Origin of the sequence: Sphingomonas colocasiae (assembly GCF_019880585.1) — a bacterium.
GTDB lineage: Bacteria > Pseudomonadota > Alphaproteobacteria > Sphingomonadales > Sphingomonadaceae > Sphingobium_A > Sphingobium_A colocasiae.
On record NZ_JAINVV010000006.1, the window covers coordinates 130,487 to 150,574 of the forward strand.

The following is a 20,088-nucleotide window of genomic DNA, read 5'->3' on the forward strand; positions in this document are numbered from 1 at the left end:
TTTAGCGTTTTACAAAATTGTAATGATAATCCATTTCTAACGATAAGGAGAGATGTCGTGGACAAGGGACCTTGGGGAGCGTCGACCGCCATGATCGCGCTCGGAGCGGCTATGGCCTGGTCATGCCCGGCTGTGGCGCAGGAGACTGCCGCTGCCGGCGATGACGCGGTGGCGGAGGAGATCGTGGTCACCGCGCAGCGCCGTTCGGAACGGCTTCAGGATGTGCCGATCGCGATCAGCGCGCTTGGTGGAGACGCAATGGCGGACCGGGGGATCATCGATATCGGCGATCTCCGCTCGGCGGTGCCGTCGCTTGCCATCTCCACCTTCGGCGGCGTGAACGCCAGCAACCTCGTGTCCATCCGTGGGATCACCGGCCAGCCCCTTCCGATCGGCTCGGGCCAGGCCGTCGCCATCTATCTCGACGGCGTCTATCTGGCGCGGCCCGATGCCGGCTTCTTCGGCCTCGACAATATCGACCGGATCGAGGTGCTGCGCGGTCCGCAAGGCACGCTCTACGGGCGCAACGCCACCGCCGGCGCGATCAACATCATCACCCGCATGCCCGGTGATCGACTGGAGGGCGGCTTCGACGTCGCCGCCGGCAACTACCGAACGGTCCGTGCGCGCGGATCGGTGAGCGGTCCGATCGGAGCCGGGCTGTCGGCGGGCTTCTCGGCCTCCTATGACCGTCATCGCGGCTGGTTCACCAACACGATCGACGGGCGCCCGCTGGGCGCGAACCGCTCCTATACGCTGCGCGGCCAGTTGCGCTACGAGGCACCGGAGGGCGGTTTCAACGCCACCATCTCGGGCGATCTGTCGAAGACCGATGGCACCCCGCTGTTCAAGGGACTGGTCAGTCCCGCCGGCGCAATCCTGGGGATCGGCGATCCCGATCGGGTGACCACCGATATCGCAGGCAAGATCGGCACCCATGTCAAGTCGCGCGGGCTCTCGCTGACGGCCAATGTCCCGCTGGGCGACGCGATCGAGCTGACCTCGATCAGCGCATATCGCCGGGTCGATACCGACACCAGCATCGACGGCGATTCCTCGGCAGCGCCGCTGTTCTGGACGGCGTCGATCAACGCCAGCAAATCCTTCAATCAGGAACTGCGGGCGGTCTTCACCGGCGCCTCCGTCCGCGCGACCATGGGCGGCAACTATTTCCATGAGAAGAGCAGCTTCGGCCTGAGCGTCCTTGGTTCGGCCGCGCCTGCCCCGATCTACGCAAATCCGTCCGACACCAGCTCGCTCGATGCGTTCGCGCTGTTCGGCCAGTTCGAGGTCGATCTGGCGCGCGCGCTCACCCTGGTCGGCGGCCTGCGCTATAATCATGAGCAGCGCGACTTCACGATCGACTATACGGGGGCACCGACGCCGGGTCGCTTCACCGCCGGCAATCTCAGGGACAGCGCGCTTCTTCCCAGCGCCGGGATCAACTTCAAGGCGAGCCGGGACATCCTCCTCTACGCCAAGGTCAGCAACGGCTATCAGGCACCGGGCTTCAATTTCGCCCCCGGCGTCGCGGCACCCGCCAACACCTTCAAGGCCGAGAAGCTCTGGGCCTATGAGATCGGCGCCAAGACCCAGTTCCTCGATCGCCGCGTCACCCTCAACGTCGCCGGCTTCTACTACGACTATAAGGATATCCAGGTCCGCAGCGTCACCGCGCCCGGGGTCACCGTCGTCAACAACGCCGCCAATGCGACCGCCAAGGGCATCGAGGGCGAACTGTCGGTGAAGGCCGCGAAGGGCCTGAGCTTCGGCGCGAACCTCACCTGGCTCGATGCGACCTATGACAGCTTCTGCGAGCCGCTCAGCGTGGCGACGCCATTGGCCGGCGCACCGCTTTGCGCGCCCGGCCTCGCCGATCGCAGCGGCAACCGGCTCAGCCAGGCGCCGAAATGGAGCGGGGGGATCAATGCCGCCTTCGAGACCGATCTGTCGGCCAATGTCAGCCTGAAGGCGAATGCCAGCTATTCGTTCGAAAGCGGCGTCTTCTTCACCGCGGTCAACGAAGCGGTGGCCGGCAACGGCAATGGCTGGAAAAAGCTCGATGGCCGTGTGGCGATCCAGCTGGCCGACGGCCCCGAAGTCTACATCTTCGGGCGCAATCTCACCGACAACCGCTATATCGGCAATGTCGCCCGGCTGGCCGCCACGGTCGTGATCGGATCGGTGAGCGAGCCCCGGACCTTTGGAGCCGGCGTCCGATATCGCTTCTAGACGCCGGGGCAAGGCATTGGCCACTCGGGAGAGTTGATGACATACTGGCGACGAGTGTTGGAGGACCAGTGAACGTGCGGGATTTGATACGGGCGCCTCGTCAGGACCGCAGCCAGCGGACGATGACCAGGGTCGTCGATGCTTTCGAGAAACTGCTCGACGACCATCCCTATGAATCGATCACCATCACGGACATCGCGCGGGAATCCCGGACCGGCGCGAGCTCGATCTATGCCCGCTTCAAGGACAAGCGCTCGATCCTGCTCGCGGTCCACGAGCGGGTCCGCGAGCGGGCGACGAGCCATTTCGAGGAGGTCTACACGCCGGTCCGCTGGGCCGACATGCCGATCGAGGACGCCATCCGCCTGATGTGCGTCGAAACGATGCGCTGGTACCGCGATCATCACAACGTCATCAAGGCGTCGATCCTGCTCAACGACGACGTCATCTACGAACGGATCGCGGACTCGGTGAACGCGGGCTCGGTGCAGCTCGCCTATTTCATCCAGGCCCGGATCGGCAGTTTTTCGAAGGTCGAGGCGGTCCGCACCGCGGACGTGATCTTCCGGATCATGACGGCCGCCTTCCAGCAGATCACCATCTTCGACCGCGTCCTGCCCACAAAGCAGGCGCTGAGCGACGAGGAGGTGCTCACCGGGGTCGTACGCGCGGCGCTGGCTCAATTGTTTCCGGAACGGCTCGAGCGACAGGGGTGAAACAGGCCTTTGGAGGCATCGATAACCGCTGCGATTGCCGCGCAGGCGCTCCCCAGACAAAGCCCTGCGTGGTCGAGCAGCGAGCTTCAGCTCATTTCTTGCCCGCTGCCTGCTTGGCGAGAAGCTCATCGAGCGTCCTGACCAGGGCATCGCGATTCAATGTGTAAGCGGCCTGGCTTGCATTGAGCTGCAAGGCCCGGTCGAGCATTTCGCGAACGATGATATGAGCCACCTCCTCGCTGTTGGCGGCCATATACCGAAGGCGCGGCGTGTCGCTCGACAGGAAGTGGAACACCTGCTCGGCAACGGGGGTCGGATCGCTCATCTTCGCCTCGGCCTCCTGGACCGTCACGAGCGTCTTTTTCTGCTCGTCCGTCAGCGGTTGACCCAGTTCCGGATTGCCGGTCAGCATCCGCATGGTCACTTTTTCACGGGCGCGGGACTTGAACGCGCCTGGATCGATGATGCCGGCGACGACCTTTTCCCCGGCCATCTGAAGTTCGAGCGCCAAGGTCTCGGTATAGACCTCGACCGCAGCCTTGCTCATGCCATAGGCGCCGCCGGTCGGGCTCATGACGAACGCGGAAAGCGATCCGATGATCGCGGTGCGTCCCTGGCTCTCCTTCAGCAGCGGGAAAAAGGCGCGGTTTACCCGCAACGGCCCCATGACGTTGATGTCGTGCTGCCACAGCACGTCCTCGTCAGATGTCTTGATCAGTTCCGCGACGCTGGCGACGCCCGCATTGTTGATCACCCCGTAGAGGCCGCGTCCCTGGGCAGCGACGAACCGGACGGCCGCATCGACATCCGACTGTTTGGTGACGTCGAGCCGCACCGCGCTGACATTCTTCATCGCCTCGAGGCGCTTGAGGTCCTCGTCCTTGCGGGCGCCGGCATAGACGTGGAAGCCGCGATCGGCGAGATATCTGGTGATGGTGAGCCCGATGCCCGAGCTCGCACCTGTCACGAGGACGGCCCTCTGCTCGGGTGGGCTCTGGGCCAGGGCGGGGTGCGAAACCATCAGGGCCAGGAACGCGATCAGAAGATATTTGAGCCGGTCCATGAGATGCTCCTGTTGCGATAAGGGTCGGGGCGGCATCGATGACGATGCCAGGGTTGAGCCGTGCTGCGCAGCGTCCTAGCGGACGCTGTCCTGGTTCTTCCGCTTCCAGAGCGCGTAGGAATAAGCGGACGGCACCAGCAGACCCAGCACCAGCGTCGCCAGCAACAGGCCGGTCATGATGTCCGCGGAAACCCGCATGAGACCGGCCGCCACCAGCACGAGACCGCTGGCGACCAGGAATTTGCCGGCAAGCCGATGGGTCTTGCTCCACACATCCTCGTCCACCAATGTCCAGGGCGTGCGGATGCCGATCAGGTACATGCTGCGCGATTTGCCCATCTGGTTGCCGGCCAGGCACAGCGACAGGCCGAGGACGGTCGCGAACACATGCAGCACGGGAATTTCGCGGCCCAGCGCGCCGAGGATCACGATCGCCTGAACCGTCGCCCCGGCCATCAGCATGGAGACCCAGCCCCAGACGTAGAGCCCGCGGCTGCGCTCCAGCCCGCCCGCCCTCGGCTCGATCCCGGGAAGCGCGAGGAAGAACAATGTCGCCAGGGCAGTGCCGATGCCGGGCACCAGCAAGGCGACCCATTTGCTCGAGAACTGATCGGGCCGCCCCCGCGCATCCCAATGCGTGGGAAGCGCCATGTCGCCGGGCAGGCTGAGCGCCGTCCAGCATCCGGCCACCAGCAGCAGGATGACGGTCACGATCGACGCCATGGTCAGATGCCTGTTCGTCATTCTCCGCTTTCCTTCTCGTTCCGGGGGCTGATGCTCAACGTTCCCATGAACCCCATCAGCACCTCCTCCACCGTCGATACGCTGATCGAATAGAAGATCGTCGTTCCCTTCTGCTCGGACTGGATGAGCCCGGCCTCGCGCAGCTTCGCGAAATGGCCGGACATGGTCGGCTTCGCCACGTCGAAGGCCGACGCGATATCCCCAGCCGAACGCGCGCCTTCCTTCAGCATCTGCAGGATCGCGCGTCGGGTGGGATGGGCAAGTGCTTCGAAAACCTTGTTCATCATCTCTATTTCGGTTATTAGCTAAATAACAAATGATTCGAATGGCGTCAATCGCCGTGTCAGGAACCGCAGCGCATCTCAAGCGCGGCCGCAAGCCGCGCACGGCACCCGCTTGCCCGTTCCACACGGCGCCCGTCCACGGATCCACGGTTCAATGCGTCCGGCCATCGCCGGACCGGCGGAGGGGATGAGGATGCGTTTCATGACAGGCATGGCCCTGGCGGCACCGGCACTGGCACTGGCACTGGCACTGATCGCGGGGCCGGGACCGGCCGCGCCGCCACGTCCGGCGAGCCCGGCACATACGGCAAACGTGTCACAGGCTGCGAGCGCGACACGGGCTTCGAACGCGGCACGGGCGGCGAGCGGGACGCAGCCGTCGAGCGGGACAAACGCAATCGCCGCGAGGGCACCCCGATCGTCCGTCGCGCCGCAGGGTGGGCGGTCGCTGACCGCGGAGGATGTCGATGCCTGGCTCGACGGATACATGCCCTTCGCGCTGGCGAAGAGCGACATCGCCGGCGCGGTTGTGGTCGTCGTGAAGGACGGCCGGATATTGGCGCAACGCGGTTACGGCTTCGCCGATGTCGCGAAGCGCAGGCGGGTGGATCCCGCGGCCACGCTGTTCCGGCCCGGATCGGTTGGCAAATTGTTCACATGGACCGCGGTGATGCAGCTCGTCGAGCAGGGAAAGCTGGACCTCGACGCCGACGTGAACCGCTATCTCGATTTCAGGATCCCGCCACGCGCCGGAAAGCCGATCACGCTGCGCCACCTGATGACGCACACCGCCGGCTTCGAGGAGCAGGCCAAGGAGATCATGGGCACCGATCCCGGGCGCGTCGTGCCCTACCAGACGATGCTGAAGCGGTGGACGCCCGAACGCGTCTACCGCGAAGGCTCGACACCCGCCTATTCCAACTATGGTGCGGCGCTGGCCGGCTATATCGTCGAGCGCGTCGCGGGCGAACCCTATGACGACTATATCGAGCGCCACATATTCGCGCCGCTCGGCATGGCCCGTTCGACGATGCGCCAGCCATTGCCGGCACGGTTCCGGCCGCATATGGCGACGGGTTACAGCCTGGCATCGGGCAAGCCCACCGCCTTCGAATTTCTGGGGCCTGCGCCCGCGGGATCGCTGACCGCGACCGGTGCGGACATGGGCCGCTTCATGATCGCGCATCTCAACGGGGGATCGACCGATACCGGCCGGATCCTGGCACCGGAAACAATGCTGCTGATGCACGACAGCGTGACGCATCCCATTCCCGGGCTCAACGGCATGGCGCTGGGCTTTTACGAGGCCAACATCAACGGACGGCGCGTGATCGGCCATGGCGGCGACACGTCGGTCTTCCACAGCGAGCTCCAGCTCTTCCGGAACGAAGGCGTCGGCATCTTCGTGTCGTTCAACAGCACGGGCCGGGAAGGCGGTTCGTCGGTCCTGCGGACCGCGCTGTTCGAGGATTTCGCGGATCGCTACTTCCCGGGGCCCGGCGACGATCGTCGCGCCGATCCGGCGACCGCCCGCGCACAGGCGCAGCAGCTCGCCGGCACCTGGTCGATCTCCCGCCGCTCGCATTCCGGCTTCCTCGCGATCGTCGACCTGATCGGGCAGGTCACCGTGTCCATCGACAGCGAAGGCCGGCTCATCGTGCCGTTCGCCACCGGCGCGAACGGACAGCCGCGCCGCTGGACGCCCGTCGCGCCCTTCCTGTGGCGCGATCCCGACAGCCATGCCTATTTCGGCGCGCGCGTCGAGAATGGCGTGCCCGTGCGCATCGGCGTCAGCGATTTCGCGCCGGTGATGGTGTTCGATCGCACGCCCTGGCACCGGTCCTCGGCCTGGCTTCGCCCGATGCTGCTCGCGGGCATCGCGGCGTTGCTGATCACCGTGATCCTGTGGCCGGTTACGGCATTGGTCCGCCGTCGCTACGGCGCCGCCCTTTCCTTTGCGGGCCGTGAGCGTCTTGCCTACCGCCTCGTGCGGATCGCCGCGGCGCTCGCGCTGCTGGCGGTCCTCGGCTGGGTCGTGCTGCTCTCCGCGATGCTGGGTGATATCGGCAATCTCGCCTCGCCGTTCGACCCGGCGCTTCTGGCCGCGCAATTGTTCGGCTGGCTGGCCTTTGTGGGCGGCGGCGCGATCGCCGCGTGGAACGTCGCCCTGGCCTTGCGCGGGCGTCGGCACTGGTCGGCGAAGCTGTGGAGCATCGTCCTGCTGCTCGCGTTCCTGACATTGATCTGGATCGGCGCGGTCTTTCGATTGCTCGCGATCGGCACGAACTACTGAGATCGCATCTCGAGCCGGAGGCGATCATGGGCAGGGACCCGGTGACTGTCCATGATCGCCCGGCATGTCGCCGCCCCCGGGCGTATCCCCCCCTTTTCGGAGCAGCTCGGATCGAGCCGGATGGCCGGTTGGCGGGCGCGCTGCCGGCCGGCGGTTCAGGCTTGGGCCCGTCCGACGCCTTCCGGGCCGTATGTCGACGGCCTTGCCGTTGGCACGGATTTGCTGACGCCATGCATTCCGTCCGGATGCGGCGGCCATCCGTCCGGACTTTCGACGCGGCTTCGTCATGCGCCGCTCGCCGTGATGCCTTTCGCGCAAACCGGGTACGCCGAACAGCGCGGGCGCGACGCGCCACGGCCCAGGACGGGTTTCCACGATCCGGCGGCATTCAACCGCCTTGTCCATCCGTCCCGCGCGCCCTCCCGGGCCGCCGCGATCGATCCTATGCGAAGCTCATGGCCGACAGAAGGGACAGATCGCCGGCCTGGGTGATGAACAGTTCCTGGAATTTGATCTGGTAGTTCGAACCCTCCCCCAGATCCGACCATCCGAAGACAAGGCTGTCGCCGCTCGAACCGAAATAGGAATCAGCATCCCTATGGACAATGGAAGATTCAACCACCATGACTTTGTCGCTGATCTGGTACGATTTCACATCGTAAACCTGGGTATAGATCGGAGCCATGGAATCAAACGGCCCGGCGGGTTCGATCTTGGCCTGAGAAGCGCCGACCTCGTGCCGAGCGACATGATCGCCGTTCCGGTCGGGCCGCCCCGCAGCTTCGCCGTCGTCGCAACGCATGCCTATTTCGAGGCCAACGGCAAGCCGTATGCGCCAGCGGACCTCCTGCGACATGCATGCTTGCGCATCCGCCTGCCGAACGGCGCGCTGCATCGCTGGCACTTCGAGAAGAACGGGCAGCCCGCGCAAGTCGACGTCCGTGGTCCGATCACGCTGGATGAGGCCAGTCTCTCAAGGATCGCCGTCCTCGAGAGCGTCGGCATAGGTTACTTTATGGAGTCCGATGTGCGCGCGGACATCGAGGCGGGACGCCTCGTCCGGGTCCTGGAGGACTGGACGCCGCCAATGGCGCGCCTGTGTCTCTATTACCCGAGCCGGCGCAATCCGTCCGCGGCGTTCAGGGCGCTGATCGACATGGCACGTGCCGCGGATGGCTGAACGACAGCCATCCGTTCACCAGGACCGTCGATAATCGCCCGGGACCGCACCGGATCGGGGACTTCGGCTCCACGATTGGCGCGGCGACCATGGGACGACGGCTGGAATCGACGGCGAACCGATAGACCGACCGATCGGATGGCGCATTGCCGGCAGGCAGCTCATGCGCCTTGCCGCGGGCCCGGCCATGCCTCGCGCCAACCGTCCCACATTCGTAAAACTGTCAAGCGCCCGGCCGGCGCGCCCGGCTTGCCTGGGTCCACCGCAGCGAGAGGCGCTGCCACGCTCCCAGGGACCAAAAAAAGCCCCGGCGCCAAAACAACGCCGGGGCGAGGAAACGATCCGTGCGCACGGCAGACCGTTGGGAGGCATGCTGTACGCGCGAGGGGCGGTCGGGGTTGCATGGCGGCCGGCGATATTCGCCGCCGGTGCCGGGAGCCGGTGAGGGCGGCGGCGGCGAGCCGTTGCCGACCGCCCGGTCCGTCGGGCGTGCACGCCGCTCCATGGACGGGGCGCGCGCTGCGGGCACGGACCGGCGAGTGCTTCAACGGCGCCGAGGATGGTCAGGTCCGGGAGATCGCCAGGCCCGCGCTCGACATCTGCACGCCGGCCACCAGATCCCGATCTTGCACTCTTCCCCGCCCTCCCGGTCGCGCCGTCTGGTCGCGCCGTTACGCCCCGGTGACCGGGAGGCAGCAGGAATTCAACCGCCCGTCATGAGGGCGCGCAGATCAGCAACCATCCGCGCTGCCGGGATGGCCAGCCCATGCCCTTGAAGGGAAGACGTCCTAACCGGACGCGACATCCTCGCATTCGACCGCGGCAAACCGCTCGCGCTTGACCTTCCGTTCGGCAAGGCGGAGCCAGGTTTCAGCGGCGGCGATATGCACACGGGCCCGATTGGGCAGCGTTTCCGCCTCCGCCATCTGCATTGACCTGCGCGCACGCGCGATCAGGTGCTCGCGGGTTTCGCGAACCTGGCTGACACCGATCATGTCGCATTCACCCTCCGCCCCGCAGCTTCGACGAAGCCGGCATATTTCTGCGCGAAGCTTAAATGCGTATGCCGGATAGCCGGATCGGACGAGCGCTCCGCGGCTTCGCGACATTCGCGTTCGCGGCGCAGATAATAATCATACTGGCTTTCGTGGGGCATGGTGAGCCTCCAGCTTTGACAAGCGGCGGCTCTACAGAATTACCGTCATTCGGCGCCGGCCTGCGGGTCACCCGTGGCGCCAATGCCCGCCATGCTACTCTCATCGGGGCCGGGAGTCCTGATCCAGGTCAGAACCCACGCTCGGCTCGACGCGGATTCAATGCGTCCTGCCGTCCTCGGGTCCCATCAACTGGATCAGCTTTTCGGTGATGTCTTCCCAGAACGCCAGGGCATCCTCGTCGCCCAATCGCCGGTAATGGGCGGCGCGCCCTTCGATAAAGCGCCCGATCCTCGAGCGGTGGACATCGAGAAGCTTGGCGGCGAAGGCCCAGCGTTCATGCTCCGGCGTCACGGGACGATGTCCATCCTATTGGTCCGTCAAGCGCCGGGGCTTTCGCGCGGCGAGCTTCAGCCAGGTTTCCGCGGCCTCGATGTAGATCAGGGCGCGGTTGGGTACCGTCTCGGCCTTTGCCAACCGCATGGCATCCCTCGCGCGCCTGATGAGATCGTCACGCGTTTCGCGGAGAGGCGCGGCGATAACCATCACGAAACCAGCCGCAATTCGGGGCGAACGTCGACACGGGCAATGCGCTCATACGCGTCGGCGATCTTTTGATGCGCCTTGCGCGCGCAAGGGTCCCTGGCATCGGCGGCGTGCTGCCGTTCCTCGGCTGCCCTTCGCTGAAAATATCTCACGTCATCGTCTGACATGGTGCGACTCCATCTCCGGCGCCCCCCGGCATGGCGCGACTCGTATAGCCCTGGACGGCCGCGAAATCACTGATGCACGTTAGCCGTTCACCCCGTCGTCCGACCTGTTCATGCGCCAGCGAAATCGCGGAGGACGTCCTGAAACAAAGCCAGCGCGCTATAAATCTCGTCCGGCGCTTCTCCGCCCGAGACGTGGCTGAAGCGTGCGACAGGTTGCGGTCCTGCGACGATTTTCAAGCCGCACGACGCCTTCATCGAACTTGAGATCGCGCCCCGCGCATCAGTTCAGGCCGGCCGGAACCTGCGGCATAGGTTCGCTTCGTTCCAGGAACGCGCGCATCTTAAGGCTGGCAATGCACGTCAGCCTCAGGAGCACGCGTCGTGCATCGCTATCGTCGCGGATCCTGACAAGCAGTCCCCGCTTCTCGAGGAGGCCGGCATATCGCTGCACCGTCGACAAAGGGAGGTCCGTGGTTTGCGAAACCTGGGTCACGCTGAGCGCGCCACCCTGCTCGGTGGCAATGAACACGGACAGGAGCAGGTCCCAGGCGGGTTCGCCGAAAAGCGTTCCATAATCCGCGAAAGCGAACTTCCTGCGCAAACGCTCCAGATAGATCTGCACCGCAAAACGCACATGCGAGGATATCTCCTGGCCAGGCTCGTTTGTCATCCACGCCCCCTTGTAACCAATTGCAATACCCTAACTATTCGTGCCTCCTTCGCAAGCCGGCTCGTCGCGAGGACCGCTTGGGAACAACTCGCCCTCTTCGATCTTGAATATCAAATCCTGGGCATCGGACCTTGGACATTCGCAGGAGACGATCATGAGCGACGACAAGAGCAGACGGGATGGACGCGACCGGAGCCGGGTGGCGGCCGATGAGGACTATGAACTGGACTATTTCGCCGAAAGGCATGGCCTGACGCGCGATGAGGCGCGAGCCCTGATCGAGAAGCACGGGAACAGCCGCGATGTGCTCGACGGAGACGCTGCCCGCCAAGGGCGCCGATGATCCTGGCGAAAAGGCAGGCCGGGGTCTGGGGTCCCGGCCCGCCGAGCAGAACGGATACCGCATGCTCTGCGCCATAAGCGAGGTTGGGCTCCCGGCGCTGCGCCCGACTATATTAACGCGTCCCGGGAGATCAAGGCCGATCGAGCGGGCGATGAGCAGGCCGGGGACGACGGTCGCCCGACCTGCCGAACATGCTGTGGGGTCATGCTCTGACACCAGCGGCGTGGGGTACCGCGATGCTGCCCGATCCCTACTTTCCCATTCCGATAACGCAACGAAATTTAACTGGGTTTACAATGTCGTTACGTGGTCTCCTTCACCTTATCCCATTGACAATCGCGACAGAACAGGGTTAACGGCGCGCGACGATGCGGCGGTCTGTGGGGGCCGAGCAAAGGTGCTTGCGGACAAAGCCGGTGCCATGTGGGGAAGCTCGGAGTTGCGCCCGCGCCCGCATCGATTCGCTCGGCGCAATTCCGTCCTCACCCCGCGCAAGGCCCCGGTCCGTCACGAGAAAAGGCCAATCCGGCTCGCTGGAATGCGACGCCCGAAAGCGGGAGAGATCCCGGATCAGGCCGGCTCGGATCGGTCGATCGCGCCACTGTCCAGAAGGGGTGCCGCGTCGATATGCTGGGCATCCATGAGGACCGACAGGCGCTCTGCCGCGGCCAGGAGCATGGACTGCTCCCAGAGCGGCAATTGCGCGAACCGCTCTGTGAAATTCGTCTGCAAAAGATCCGGAGAGTCGACGAGCGCCACTTGCCCGGCGGGCAACGCGGAAAGGATGACCTGACGCTTGTCGCGGTCCCCGCGCCGACGCTGCACCAGGCCGAGCTCCTCCAGCCTGTCGACTATGGCGGTGATGGTCGCCTGGCTGAACTGAAGCGTGTTCGCCACCGCGCCGGGCGTCGCCGCGTCGCGAGAGCCGATCTCGCGCAGGACCAGCCACTGCGACGGCGTCAGCCCCGTCGTGCTCGCCAGGCGGCGGCTGCCGATTTCCGTCGCGCGCAGGACCCGTCGCAGGGCGCGCAGCGTGAGCGATGCGATTTCCGAACTCATCGGCGAAACATAAGAAAACCGGGGGTCCGAAGCCATACACAATCCTTCAGATAGAGAAGGATTCGCCGCATATACTTCACCAATCGAAATATATGTCGTGGCACCGAGGGTTGAAAAACGACTCAAATCGGCCATATATGTCGCCAACATCGGCTCAAGCCATCGAGTCGACGCAGAAAATAATTCGGGAGATAAATTATCTTGGAAATCAATTCCGCTGCGGCCTCCACGCCGCCACGGACAGTCTCGCGCCCTGTTCCCGGCTCAGCTTCGAAAACCCGGTTGCGCAGGCCGCACATGGCCGATGGACCGGCGATAACGCGACTGATCGCGCGGTGCCCGCCGCTCGATGTCAATTCCGCCTATTGCAACCTGCTGCAATGCACGCATTTCGCGGATCATTGCATCGTTGCCGAGCGGGAGGGCGAGGTCGTCGGCTGGGTTTCGGGCTATCGCCCGCCATCCGATCCGCAAAGCCTGTTCATCTGGCAAGTCGCGGTCTCGACCCAAGCACGAGGACAGGGGCTCGCCGCGCGCATGATCGAAGCCCTGCTCGCCAGGCCTTCGGCAGCGGGCGTGACCCATCTGACGACGACAGTGACATCGGACAACCGCCCGTCATGGGCCTTGTTCGGCGCGCTCGCCCAGCGATGGAAGGCGCCCCTCGACAAGACGCTTCATTTCGAGCGCGAAAGCCATTTCGCGGGCGCTCACCCAAGCGAATGGCAGGCGCGCATCGGCCCCCTGCGCCGCGCGAGCCGCTCGAACCACAGCCGAGGAGACCAGGCGATATGATCACGACCCTCCCCAATCCGACCGATACCAGACCCGACACCGCGATCTACGAACGGAGGGAGTCGGTGGTGCGCAGCTATGCGCGTTCGATCCCGCGCCAGTTCGGCCGGGCCGAGAATGTGTGGATGTTCGACAGCCAGGGCGGCCGCTATCTCGATTTTCTCTCGGGCTGCTCGACGCTGAACTACGGCCATAATCACCCGGTCCTGAAACAGGCGCTGCTCGACTATATTTCAGCCGATGGGATCGCCCATGGGCTCGATCTGCACACCGACGCCAAGGCGGCCTTTCTCGACACGTTCGAACGCCTGATCCTCGCCCCGCGCGGCCTCGACTATCGCGCCATGTTCACCGGCCCCACCGGCACCAACGCAGTGGAGGCGGCGATCAAGCTGGCGCGCAAGGTCACCGGGCGCGAACTCGTGATCGCTTTCACGAACGGCTTTCACGGCATGACGCTGGGAGCGCTCGCCTGCACCGGCAATGCCGCCAAGCGCAGCGGCGCCGGCGTGCCGCTGCCGCACGTCGCCCATGAACCCTATGACGGCTATCACGGCGACGGCGTGGACACCGCCGCATTGCTCGAACGCCGCCTTTCGGACCCGTCGAGCGGCCTTGACGCGCCCGCCGCCTTCCTCGTCGAGACGGTGCAGGGCGAAGGCGGCCTCAATGCCGCCTCGCCCGATTGGCTGCGGCGGATTGCCGACATCGCCAAGCGCCACGGCGCCTTGATGATCGTCGACGACATCCAGGCGGGCTGCGGCCGGGCGGGCGGCTTCTTCAGCTTTGAAACCATGGGCTTCACCCCCGATATCGTGACGCTCGCCAAATCGCTCTCCGGCATGGGCCTTCCCTTTGCGCTCACGCTCTTTCGCCCCGAGCTCGATCAATGGTCGCCGGGCGAGCACAACGGCACGTTCCGGGGCAACAACCATGCATTCGTGACCGCGACGGCGGCGCTTCGGCATTTCTGGAGCGACGACGGGTTCGAGCAGCATGTCCTACAAGGCAGCCGGCTGCTGAAGGCGCGGCTCGAGACAATCGCGCGCAGCCATGGCCTGTCCGTACGCGGCCGCGGCATGATGCACGGGATCGACGCGGGATCGGGCGAGGTGGCGTCCGCCGTCACGGCCGCCTGCTTCACCCGGGGCCTGATCATCGAGACCAGCGGCGCCCGCGACGAGGTGGTCAAGATCCTCGCACCGCTCGTCATCGACGAGGCCCAGCTTATGGCCGGGCTCGACATCGTCGAAGCGAGCTTCAGCGAGGTGCTGACGGCGGCATACGGCGTCGCCGCAGAATAGGGAAAGAAAGGAAGAAACAGCAATGATCGTACGCAAACTCCAGGACATTCGCGGTTCGGACCGCAACGTCAAATCGGACGGATGGGAAAGCGCCCGCCTGCTCCTCAGGGACGACGGCATGGGTTTCTCCTTCCATGTCACCACCATGTACGCCGGCGAGCAGTTGCAGATGCATTACCAGAACCATCTCGAGGCGGTCCTCGTGTTGAAAGGCACGGGCACCATCGAGGATCTGGGCACGGGCATCACGCACGACCTGGCCCCGGGCGTCATGTACGCGCTCGATGCGCACGACAGGCATGTCGTCCGCCCCGCCACCGACATCCTGTGCGCCTGCGTATTCAATCCGCCCGTCACCGGCCGCGAGGTCCATGACGCAAGCGGCGCCTACCCCGCGGACACGGACATGCCGCGCGTGCTCGAGGCTGCAGGCTGAGGGGAGGAGGAGCACTTGGAAGATATCTACCCGTCGCGCAGGGCACGCACGGCCCGCTTCCTGCCGCGCCAGGATCCGGTCGTCCACGGCGAATGGACCGATGGAGCCCCGCTCAGCCGCGCACAGGCGGCGCAATTCGAAGAGCAGGGATATCTTGTCCTGGAAGGACTGTTCGAGGATGAGGAAATCAGGTTTCTTCAGGCCGAGGCAGGCCGGCTCCTGGGAGATCCGGGCGCGCTCGAAGAGCACACCGTCATCACCGAGCCGGATGCCGGCGAAGTGCGGTCGATCTTCAGGATCCATGGCCAGAGCCGCGTGATCGAACGGCTCGCCGCCGACACGCGCCTGGCGGACGTCGCGCGCTTTCTTCTGGGCGGCGAGGTGTATCTTCACCAGTCGCGACTGAACTACAAGCCGGGCTTCGACGGCAGGGAATTCTACTGGCACAGCGATTTCGAGACCTGGCATGTCGAGGACGGCATGCCGCGCATGCGAGCGCTTTCGATGTCCGTGCTGCTGGCCGAGAACACACCGCACAATGGGCCGCTGATGCTCATGCCCGGCTCGCACCATGCCTTTCTGACCTGCATCGGCGAGACGCCCGAAGACCATTATCTTACCTCGCTCAAGAAGCAGCAATATGGTGTCCCCGACAAGGACAGCCTCGCCACGCTCGCCGAGCGTCACGGGATCGCAGCACCGACCGGCAAGCCGGGATCGGTGGTCGTCTTCGACTGCAACATCATGCACGGATCGAACGGCAATATCACACCCTTTCCCAGGGCTAATGCCTTCCTGGTCTATAATGCCGTGGACAACGGGCTCGCCGCACCGTTCGGGGTCGACCGGCCACGGCCCGACTTCATCGCCACGCGCCTGAGCCCGAAGCAGATCATTCCGGTGGCGGGGTGCCTGACGCAGGGCGTCCCGGCATGACGGGCTCCCATAGCGTCGAGAAGATCGGCGGCACGTCGATGGCCGCCACCGCGACGCTCCTCGACAATGTCCTGGTCGCGGGGCGTGACGGCGCCGATCTCTACAAGCGCATATTCGTCGTCTCCGCTTATGCCGGGATCACGGACCTGTTGCTCGAACACAAGAATGGCGGGCAGCCGGGCGTCCATGCGCATTTCCTCGCCGACGACGGGACGGAGGCCTGGCGCGCGGCCATGGAAGACGTGCGTTCGGCGATGCACGCCCGCAATGCGGACATGTTCGCGCACACCGGCAACCGGGACCAGGCCGATCGCTTCATCGACCGGCGGATCGACGCGATCGCCGCGTGCCTGGAGGACCTGGCACGACTGCGCAGCCACGGCCGCTTCCGGATCGACGGGCAACTTGCGAGCGCGCGCGAACTGCTTGCCGGCATCGGCGAAGCCCATAGCGCGCACAGTACGGCCCTGTTGCTGCGCGAGCGCGGCGTCAACGCCGTTTTCGTCGATCTGACGCTCTGGAATGAGCAGGACAATCGCGAACTGGACGAGCGGATCACCGAAGCGCTTGCGCCGATCGACCTGACGACCACATTGCCGGTCGTCACCGGCTATGCCGGATGCGCGCAAGGCATGATCAGCCGTTATGCGCGAGGATATTCCGAGATGACCTTCTCGCGGGTGGCCGTGCTGACAGGCGCGCGCGAGGCGATCATCCACAAGGAGTTCCATCTCTCGAGTGCGGATCCGCGGCTGGTCGGGGTCGAGAAGGCGCGCAAGATCGGTCGTACCAACTACGATGTCGCCGACCAGCTCGCCAATATGGGCATGGAGGCGATCCATCCCGGGGCAGGTCGCGGCCTGCGGCAGGCGGGCATTGCGCTGCGGGTCCGCAATACATTCCACCGCGAGGATGAGGGCACGCTCATCCGCGGTGACTATGTCTCGGACAAGCCGCGCGTCGAGATCGTGACGGGCATCCGGCACGCACAGGCGCTCCGCTTCTTCGAACAGGACATGGTCGGGGTCAAAGGATATGACGCGACCATATTGGAGATATTGGCGCGGCACGGCGCATGGATCGCCAGCAAATCCTCGAACGCCAATATGATCACGCACTATCTCTCGGCCGATGCCGCGACGGTAGGCCGGGTGGCCGGAGACTTGCGCCTGCACTATCCCGACGCATCGGTTTCCGCCTCCCCCGTATCGCTGGTTTCGCTGATCGGCAGCGACATCTCGAGGCCGTCGCTCGTGGCCGATGCGCTCAAGGCGCTGGCCGCCGAAGGCATCGGCATCATCGCGATGCAGCACCAGATCCGCAGCGTGGACGTGCAGTTCATCGTCGACGTCGAAGATTATGACGGAGCCGTGCGCGCCCTGCATCGCGCGCTGGTCGAGAACGACGAAGATACGATGGGGGTCCTGCGCGCGGCCTGACCGGCTCGCAGCCCTTCATGATGCTCGCCGCGATCCTGCCCGTCCGCAGCCTGTTGCTGTCCATCTTCATATTGATGGCCGGAAATGGCTTCATGACCACGCTTCTCGGCCTGAGGCTGGAAAGCGAAGGCAGCTCCACGATCATGATCGGCCTTGTCGGCACCGCCTATTTCGGCGGATTGGTCATCGGCGCCCTTCGCGCCGCCCGGGTGGTGCGGCGGGTCGGCCATATCCGCGCCTTCGCGGCATTCGTCGCGCTGCTCTCGGCGAGCACCTTGGCATATGCCATCCTGGACGAGCCGCTGTTCTGGATGACGTTGCGACTGATCGACGGCATCTGTGTCGCGGGCGTCTTCATTTGCCTGGAAAGCTGGCTGAACGAGCGATCCGAGACAAGGCATCGCGGCAGCGTGCTCGCAGCCTATATGGTGGCGCTCTATTCGGGACAGGCGCTCGGCCAGATGCTGCTCGGCGCGACCGGCCAGCTGTCCGCCCTGCCCTTTCAACTCGCCTCGATCCTTGTCTCGCTCGCGATCCTGCCGCTTTGCCTGACCCGAAGTGCCGCGCCAGCGCCTGTCGAGGCCGCCAGCCTTTCGATCCGCTCCCTGCTTGACGCCTCGCCGCTGGGCGCTGTCGGCGCCGCGGCGACGGGCATGATACTGGGCGCCTTTTACGGGCTCGCCGCGGTCCAGGCCGGAAGGCTGGGGCTCGATCTCCCCGAGACCGCGCGATTCATGACGATCGTGATCCTGGGCGGGGTCGTCCTGCAATGGCCGCTGGGACGTCTTTCCGATCTCTACGACCGGCGCCAGGTCATACTGATCGCCTTTGCCGGGGTGGCCTGCGTCAGCCTCGCGATCGCGCTGACGGACGCGGACGACGTGATGCTGCTCCGGCTGGCCGGGCTTTTCGGCGGTCTCGGTTTCGCGCTCTATCCATTGTGCGTCGCGCATTGCAACGACCGCCTGCTCGCGAACGAGCGCGTCGCGGCGAGCGGACGGCTCGTGCTCCTCTATTCGCTGGGCGCGGCCCTCGGACCGCTGTGCGCGGCTACCGTCATGACGCTTCTGGGTGGGAACGGGCTTTTCCTGTTCATCGCCTGCTGCGCGGGACTGACATTGCTGTTCGGCCTGTGGCGCCAATATGCCTCGGATCCGGTGCCAGGCCGCGCGCAGCGCGACTTCCAGGTGATGCCGCGCACGACCCCGACCGTCGCCTTGCTCGCCCCCGATCTGACCGACGACGCGTGAACGAAGGACAAGAAACATGACCGCGACTTCGACGGCCCCTCTCGAGACATCAGCCGCATCCGATTCCAGGCCGGCATTGCGTCGCGCAATCGCGGCCTCTGCAATGGGCAATGCGACCGAATGGTTCGACTACGGTATCTACGCGTACGGAGTCACCTACATCTCCTCCGCCCTCTTTCCCGGCGAGACGGACGAGGCGGTGCTGTTCGCGCTGGCGACATTCGCGATTTCATTTCTCGTGCGGCCGCTCGGAGGCCTGTTCTGGGGACCACTCGGCGACCGGCTGGGTCGCAAGTCGGTGCTCGCACTCACAATCCTGCTGATGTCGGCCGCGACGCTGTGCGTCGGATTGATTCCCGATCATGCCACGATCGGCTTCTGGGCTCCCGCACTCCTGATCCTCCTGCGGATGGTGCAGGGCTTTTCGACGGGCGGGGAATATGGCGGAGCAGCGACCTTCATGGCCGAATACGCGCCCGACGAACACCGGGGTTTCTACGGGAGCTTCCTGGAGTTCGGCACATTGGCGGGGTTCTCGCTGGGCGCGTCGCTGATGCTCGGCTTCTCGCTGATGCTCGGCGACCAGGCCATGCATGCCTGGGGCTGGCGTATTCCGTTTCTCGTTGCCGCGCCGATGGGGCTGGTCGGCATGTATCTCCGCTCCAGACTGGAGGACACACCCGTGTTTCGCGCCGCCGCATTGGCGCGCGAACCGAAGGCGCCCCCTCCCGGGCTTCGTTCTCTCATGCGGCGATACTGGCGGCCCATGCTGGTCGTCGGCGGACTGGTCGTCGCGCTCAACGTCGTCAACTACACACTGCTCAGCTATATGCCGACCTACCTGCAGCGTCGCCTCGGTCTTTCGCCGGACGAGGCGCTTGTCGTTCCCATCGTCGGCATGCTGCTGATGATGATATTCCTGCCGTTCGCGGGACGGCTCTCCGACAGGCTGGGCCGCCGGCCGATGTGGCGGATATCCTTGCTGGGACTGATCATGGGCGCGGTGCCCCTCTATATGCTGATGGCGACCGGGCTGATCGGCGCGATCGCCGGTTTCGTCATGCTGGGGCTGCTCTATGTGCCACAGCTCGCCACCATTTCCGCGACGTTTCCGGCCCTGTTTCCGACGCAGGTGCGTTTCGCCGGCTTTGCCATCGCCTATAACGTGTCGACCTCGATCTTCGGCGGGACCGCGCCTGTCATCGGCAGCAGCCTGATCAGCGCGACCGGCAATGAGCTGATGCCGGCATTCTACATGATGATCGCCTGCGGTGCGGGGCTCGTCGCCCTTCACTTCATGCCGGAGACCGCCGGCCGCTCATTGCACGAGGATGTGTTCGGCAGATCCAGCGCTTCAATTCGTCACAACCGGTGATCGGGCTATCCGGCCGCCCGCCGCCTGGGCCTGCGCGTCGGTGAGCCGGCGCTGCGATCTGCACCGCGCGATCGGGGCCTCGACATCGTCCCGGACCAGGCA

The 20,088-nt window shown here is 65.1% G+C and carries 19 protein-coding genes and 1 pseudogene; 12 read left to right on the forward strand and 8 right to left on the reverse strand.

Going from position 1 to position 20,088, the window contains the following annotated elements:
* Window positions 1-57 precede the first annotated feature (57 nt).
* Together K7G82_RS13885 and K7G82_RS13890 are read left to right on the forward strand one after the other, a co-directional pair.
* Window positions 58-2,232, forward strand: a complete 2,175-nt coding sequence (locus K7G82_RS13885; protein WP_222990504.1) for a TonB-dependent receptor — start codon at window positions 58-60, stop codon at window positions 2,230-2,232.
* Between the two features lie 122 nt (window positions 2,233-2,354).
* Window positions 2,355-2,948: a TetR/AcrR family transcriptional regulator gene (locus tag K7G82_RS13890; RefSeq protein ID WP_222990505.1), complete on the forward strand. Its 594-nt coding sequence runs from the start codon at window positions 2,355-2,357 to the stop codon at window positions 2,946-2,948.
* Window positions 2,949-3,039: 91 nt separating this feature from the next.
* On the opposite strand, the gene K7G82_RS13895 is transcribed toward K7G82_RS13890, so the two are convergent.
* From K7G82_RS13895 to K7G82_RS13905, 3 genes are all read right to left on the reverse strand, one after another.
* Window positions 3,040-4,011: an SDR family NAD(P)-dependent oxidoreductase gene (locus tag K7G82_RS13895; protein WP_222990506.1), complete on the reverse strand. Its 972-nt coding sequence runs from the start codon at window positions 4,009-4,011 to the stop codon at window positions 3,040-3,042.
* Between the two features lie 75 nt (window positions 4,012-4,086).
* Window positions 4,087-4,755 carry an SdpI family protein gene (locus tag K7G82_RS13900; RefSeq protein WP_222990507.1) on the reverse strand — a complete coding sequence of 223 codons (669 nt, stop codon included), beginning with the start codon at window positions 4,753-4,755 and terminating at the stop codon, window positions 4,087-4,089.
* The gene (locus tag K7G82_RS13905) at window positions 4,752-5,042 is read right to left on the reverse strand and encodes an ArsR/SmtB family transcription factor (RefSeq protein WP_246623551.1); all 291 of its coding nucleotides are present in this window, start codon (window positions 5,040-5,042) and stop codon (window positions 4,752-4,754) included. Before K7G82_RS13905 ends, K7G82_RS13900 begins: the two co-directional genes overlap by 4 nt.
* Window positions 5,043-5,241: 199 nt before the next feature.
* Here K7G82_RS13905 and K7G82_RS13910 point away from each other — a divergent pair, with 199 nt between their 5' ends.
* Entirely contained in the window at window positions 5,242-7,332 is a 2,091-nt protein-coding gene (locus K7G82_RS13910; protein WP_246623552.1) for a serine hydrolase domain-containing protein, read from the forward strand.
* Between the two features lie 703 nt (window positions 7,333-8,035).
* Window positions 8,036-8,512 (forward strand): annotated as a pseudogene (locus K7G82_RS13915) (LysR substrate-binding domain-containing protein); the annotation flags it as partial.
* Window positions 8,513-9,300: 788 nt separating this feature from the next.
* On the opposite strand, the gene K7G82_RS13920 reads toward K7G82_RS13915, so the two are convergent.
* From K7G82_RS13920 to K7G82_RS13935, 4 genes are all read right to left on the reverse strand, one after another.
* On the reverse strand, window positions 9,301-9,507 hold the full coding sequence (locus tag K7G82_RS13920) for a hypothetical protein (RefSeq protein WP_222990508.1): 207 nt from the start codon (window positions 9,505-9,507) through the stop codon (window positions 9,301-9,303).
* Window positions 9,504-9,668: a hypothetical protein gene (locus K7G82_RS13925; RefSeq protein WP_222990509.1), complete on the reverse strand. Its 165-nt coding sequence runs from the start codon at window positions 9,666-9,668 to the stop codon at window positions 9,504-9,506. The genes K7G82_RS13920 and K7G82_RS13925 overlap by 4 nt, the downstream gene beginning before the upstream one ends.
* Before the next feature lie 157 nt (window positions 9,669-9,825).
* Window positions 9,826-10,020: a hypothetical protein gene (locus tag K7G82_RS13930; protein WP_222990510.1), complete on the reverse strand. Its 195-nt coding sequence runs from the start codon at window positions 10,018-10,020 to the stop codon at window positions 9,826-9,828.
* A 639-nt stretch (window positions 10,021-10,659) separates the two neighbouring features.
* Complete coding sequence (locus tag K7G82_RS13935) at window positions 10,660-11,049, reverse strand: MarR family winged helix-turn-helix transcriptional regulator (protein ID WP_222990511.1); 390 nt, start codon at window positions 11,047-11,049, stop codon at window positions 10,660-10,662.
* Between the two features lie 154 nt (window positions 11,050-11,203).
* Here K7G82_RS13935 and K7G82_RS13940 point away from each other — a divergent pair, with 154 nt between their 5' ends.
* Window positions 11,204-11,392: a DUF3606 domain-containing protein gene (locus K7G82_RS13940; protein ID WP_222990512.1), complete on the forward strand. Its 189-nt coding sequence runs from the start codon at window positions 11,204-11,206 to the stop codon at window positions 11,390-11,392.
* 570 nt (window positions 11,393-11,962) lie between these two features.
* Here the strand turns inward: K7G82_RS13940 and K7G82_RS13945 are convergent.
* Window positions 11,963-12,487, reverse strand: a complete 525-nt coding sequence (locus K7G82_RS13945; protein WP_246623553.1) for a MarR family winged helix-turn-helix transcriptional regulator — start codon at window positions 12,485-12,487, stop codon at window positions 11,963-11,965.
* Between the two features lie 246 nt (window positions 12,488-12,733).
* Between K7G82_RS13945 and ectA the strand changes: the two genes are divergently transcribed.
* From ectA to K7G82_RS13980, 7 genes are read left to right on the forward strand one after another with little or no spacing between them, the layout of a single operon-like run.
* Window positions 12,734-13,246 (forward strand): diaminobutyrate acetyltransferase, encoded by a 513-nt coding sequence (gene ectA / locus K7G82_RS13950; RefSeq protein WP_281423003.1) that lies wholly within the window; start codon window positions 12,734-12,736, stop codon window positions 13,244-13,246.
* Window positions 13,243-14,550, forward strand: coding sequence for a diaminobutyrate--2-oxoglutarate transaminase (ectB, locus tag K7G82_RS13955; protein ID WP_222990514.1), 1,308 nt, complete (start codon window positions 13,243-13,245; stop codon window positions 14,548-14,550). Before ectA ends, ectB begins: the two co-directional genes overlap by 4 nt.
* A 22-nt stretch (window positions 14,551-14,572) precedes the next feature.
* Complete coding sequence (locus tag K7G82_RS13960) at window positions 14,573-14,986, forward strand: ectoine synthase (RefSeq protein ID WP_222990515.1); 414 nt, start codon at window positions 14,573-14,575, stop codon at window positions 14,984-14,986.
* A gap of 15 nt (window positions 14,987-15,001) precedes the next feature.
* A complete protein-coding gene (gene thpD, locus K7G82_RS13965; protein WP_222990516.1) occupies window positions 15,002-15,922 on the forward strand; it encodes an ectoine hydroxylase in 921 nt (306 codons plus the stop codon).
* Complete coding sequence (locus K7G82_RS13970; protein ID WP_222990517.1) at window positions 15,919-17,361, forward strand: aspartate kinase; 1,443 nt, start codon at window positions 15,919-15,921, stop codon at window positions 17,359-17,361. Before thpD ends, K7G82_RS13970 begins: the two co-directional genes overlap by 4 nt.
* Before the next feature lie 20 nt (window positions 17,362-17,381).
* Entirely contained in the window at window positions 17,382-18,611 is a 1,230-nt protein-coding gene (locus tag K7G82_RS13975) for an MFS transporter (protein WP_222990708.1), read from the forward strand.
* 16 nt (window positions 18,612-18,627) lie between these two features.
* Window positions 18,628-19,986: an MFS transporter gene (locus tag K7G82_RS13980; RefSeq protein ID WP_222990518.1), complete on the forward strand. Its 1,359-nt coding sequence runs from the start codon at window positions 18,628-18,630 to the stop codon at window positions 19,984-19,986.
* Window positions 19,987-20,088 lie beyond the last annotated feature (102 nt).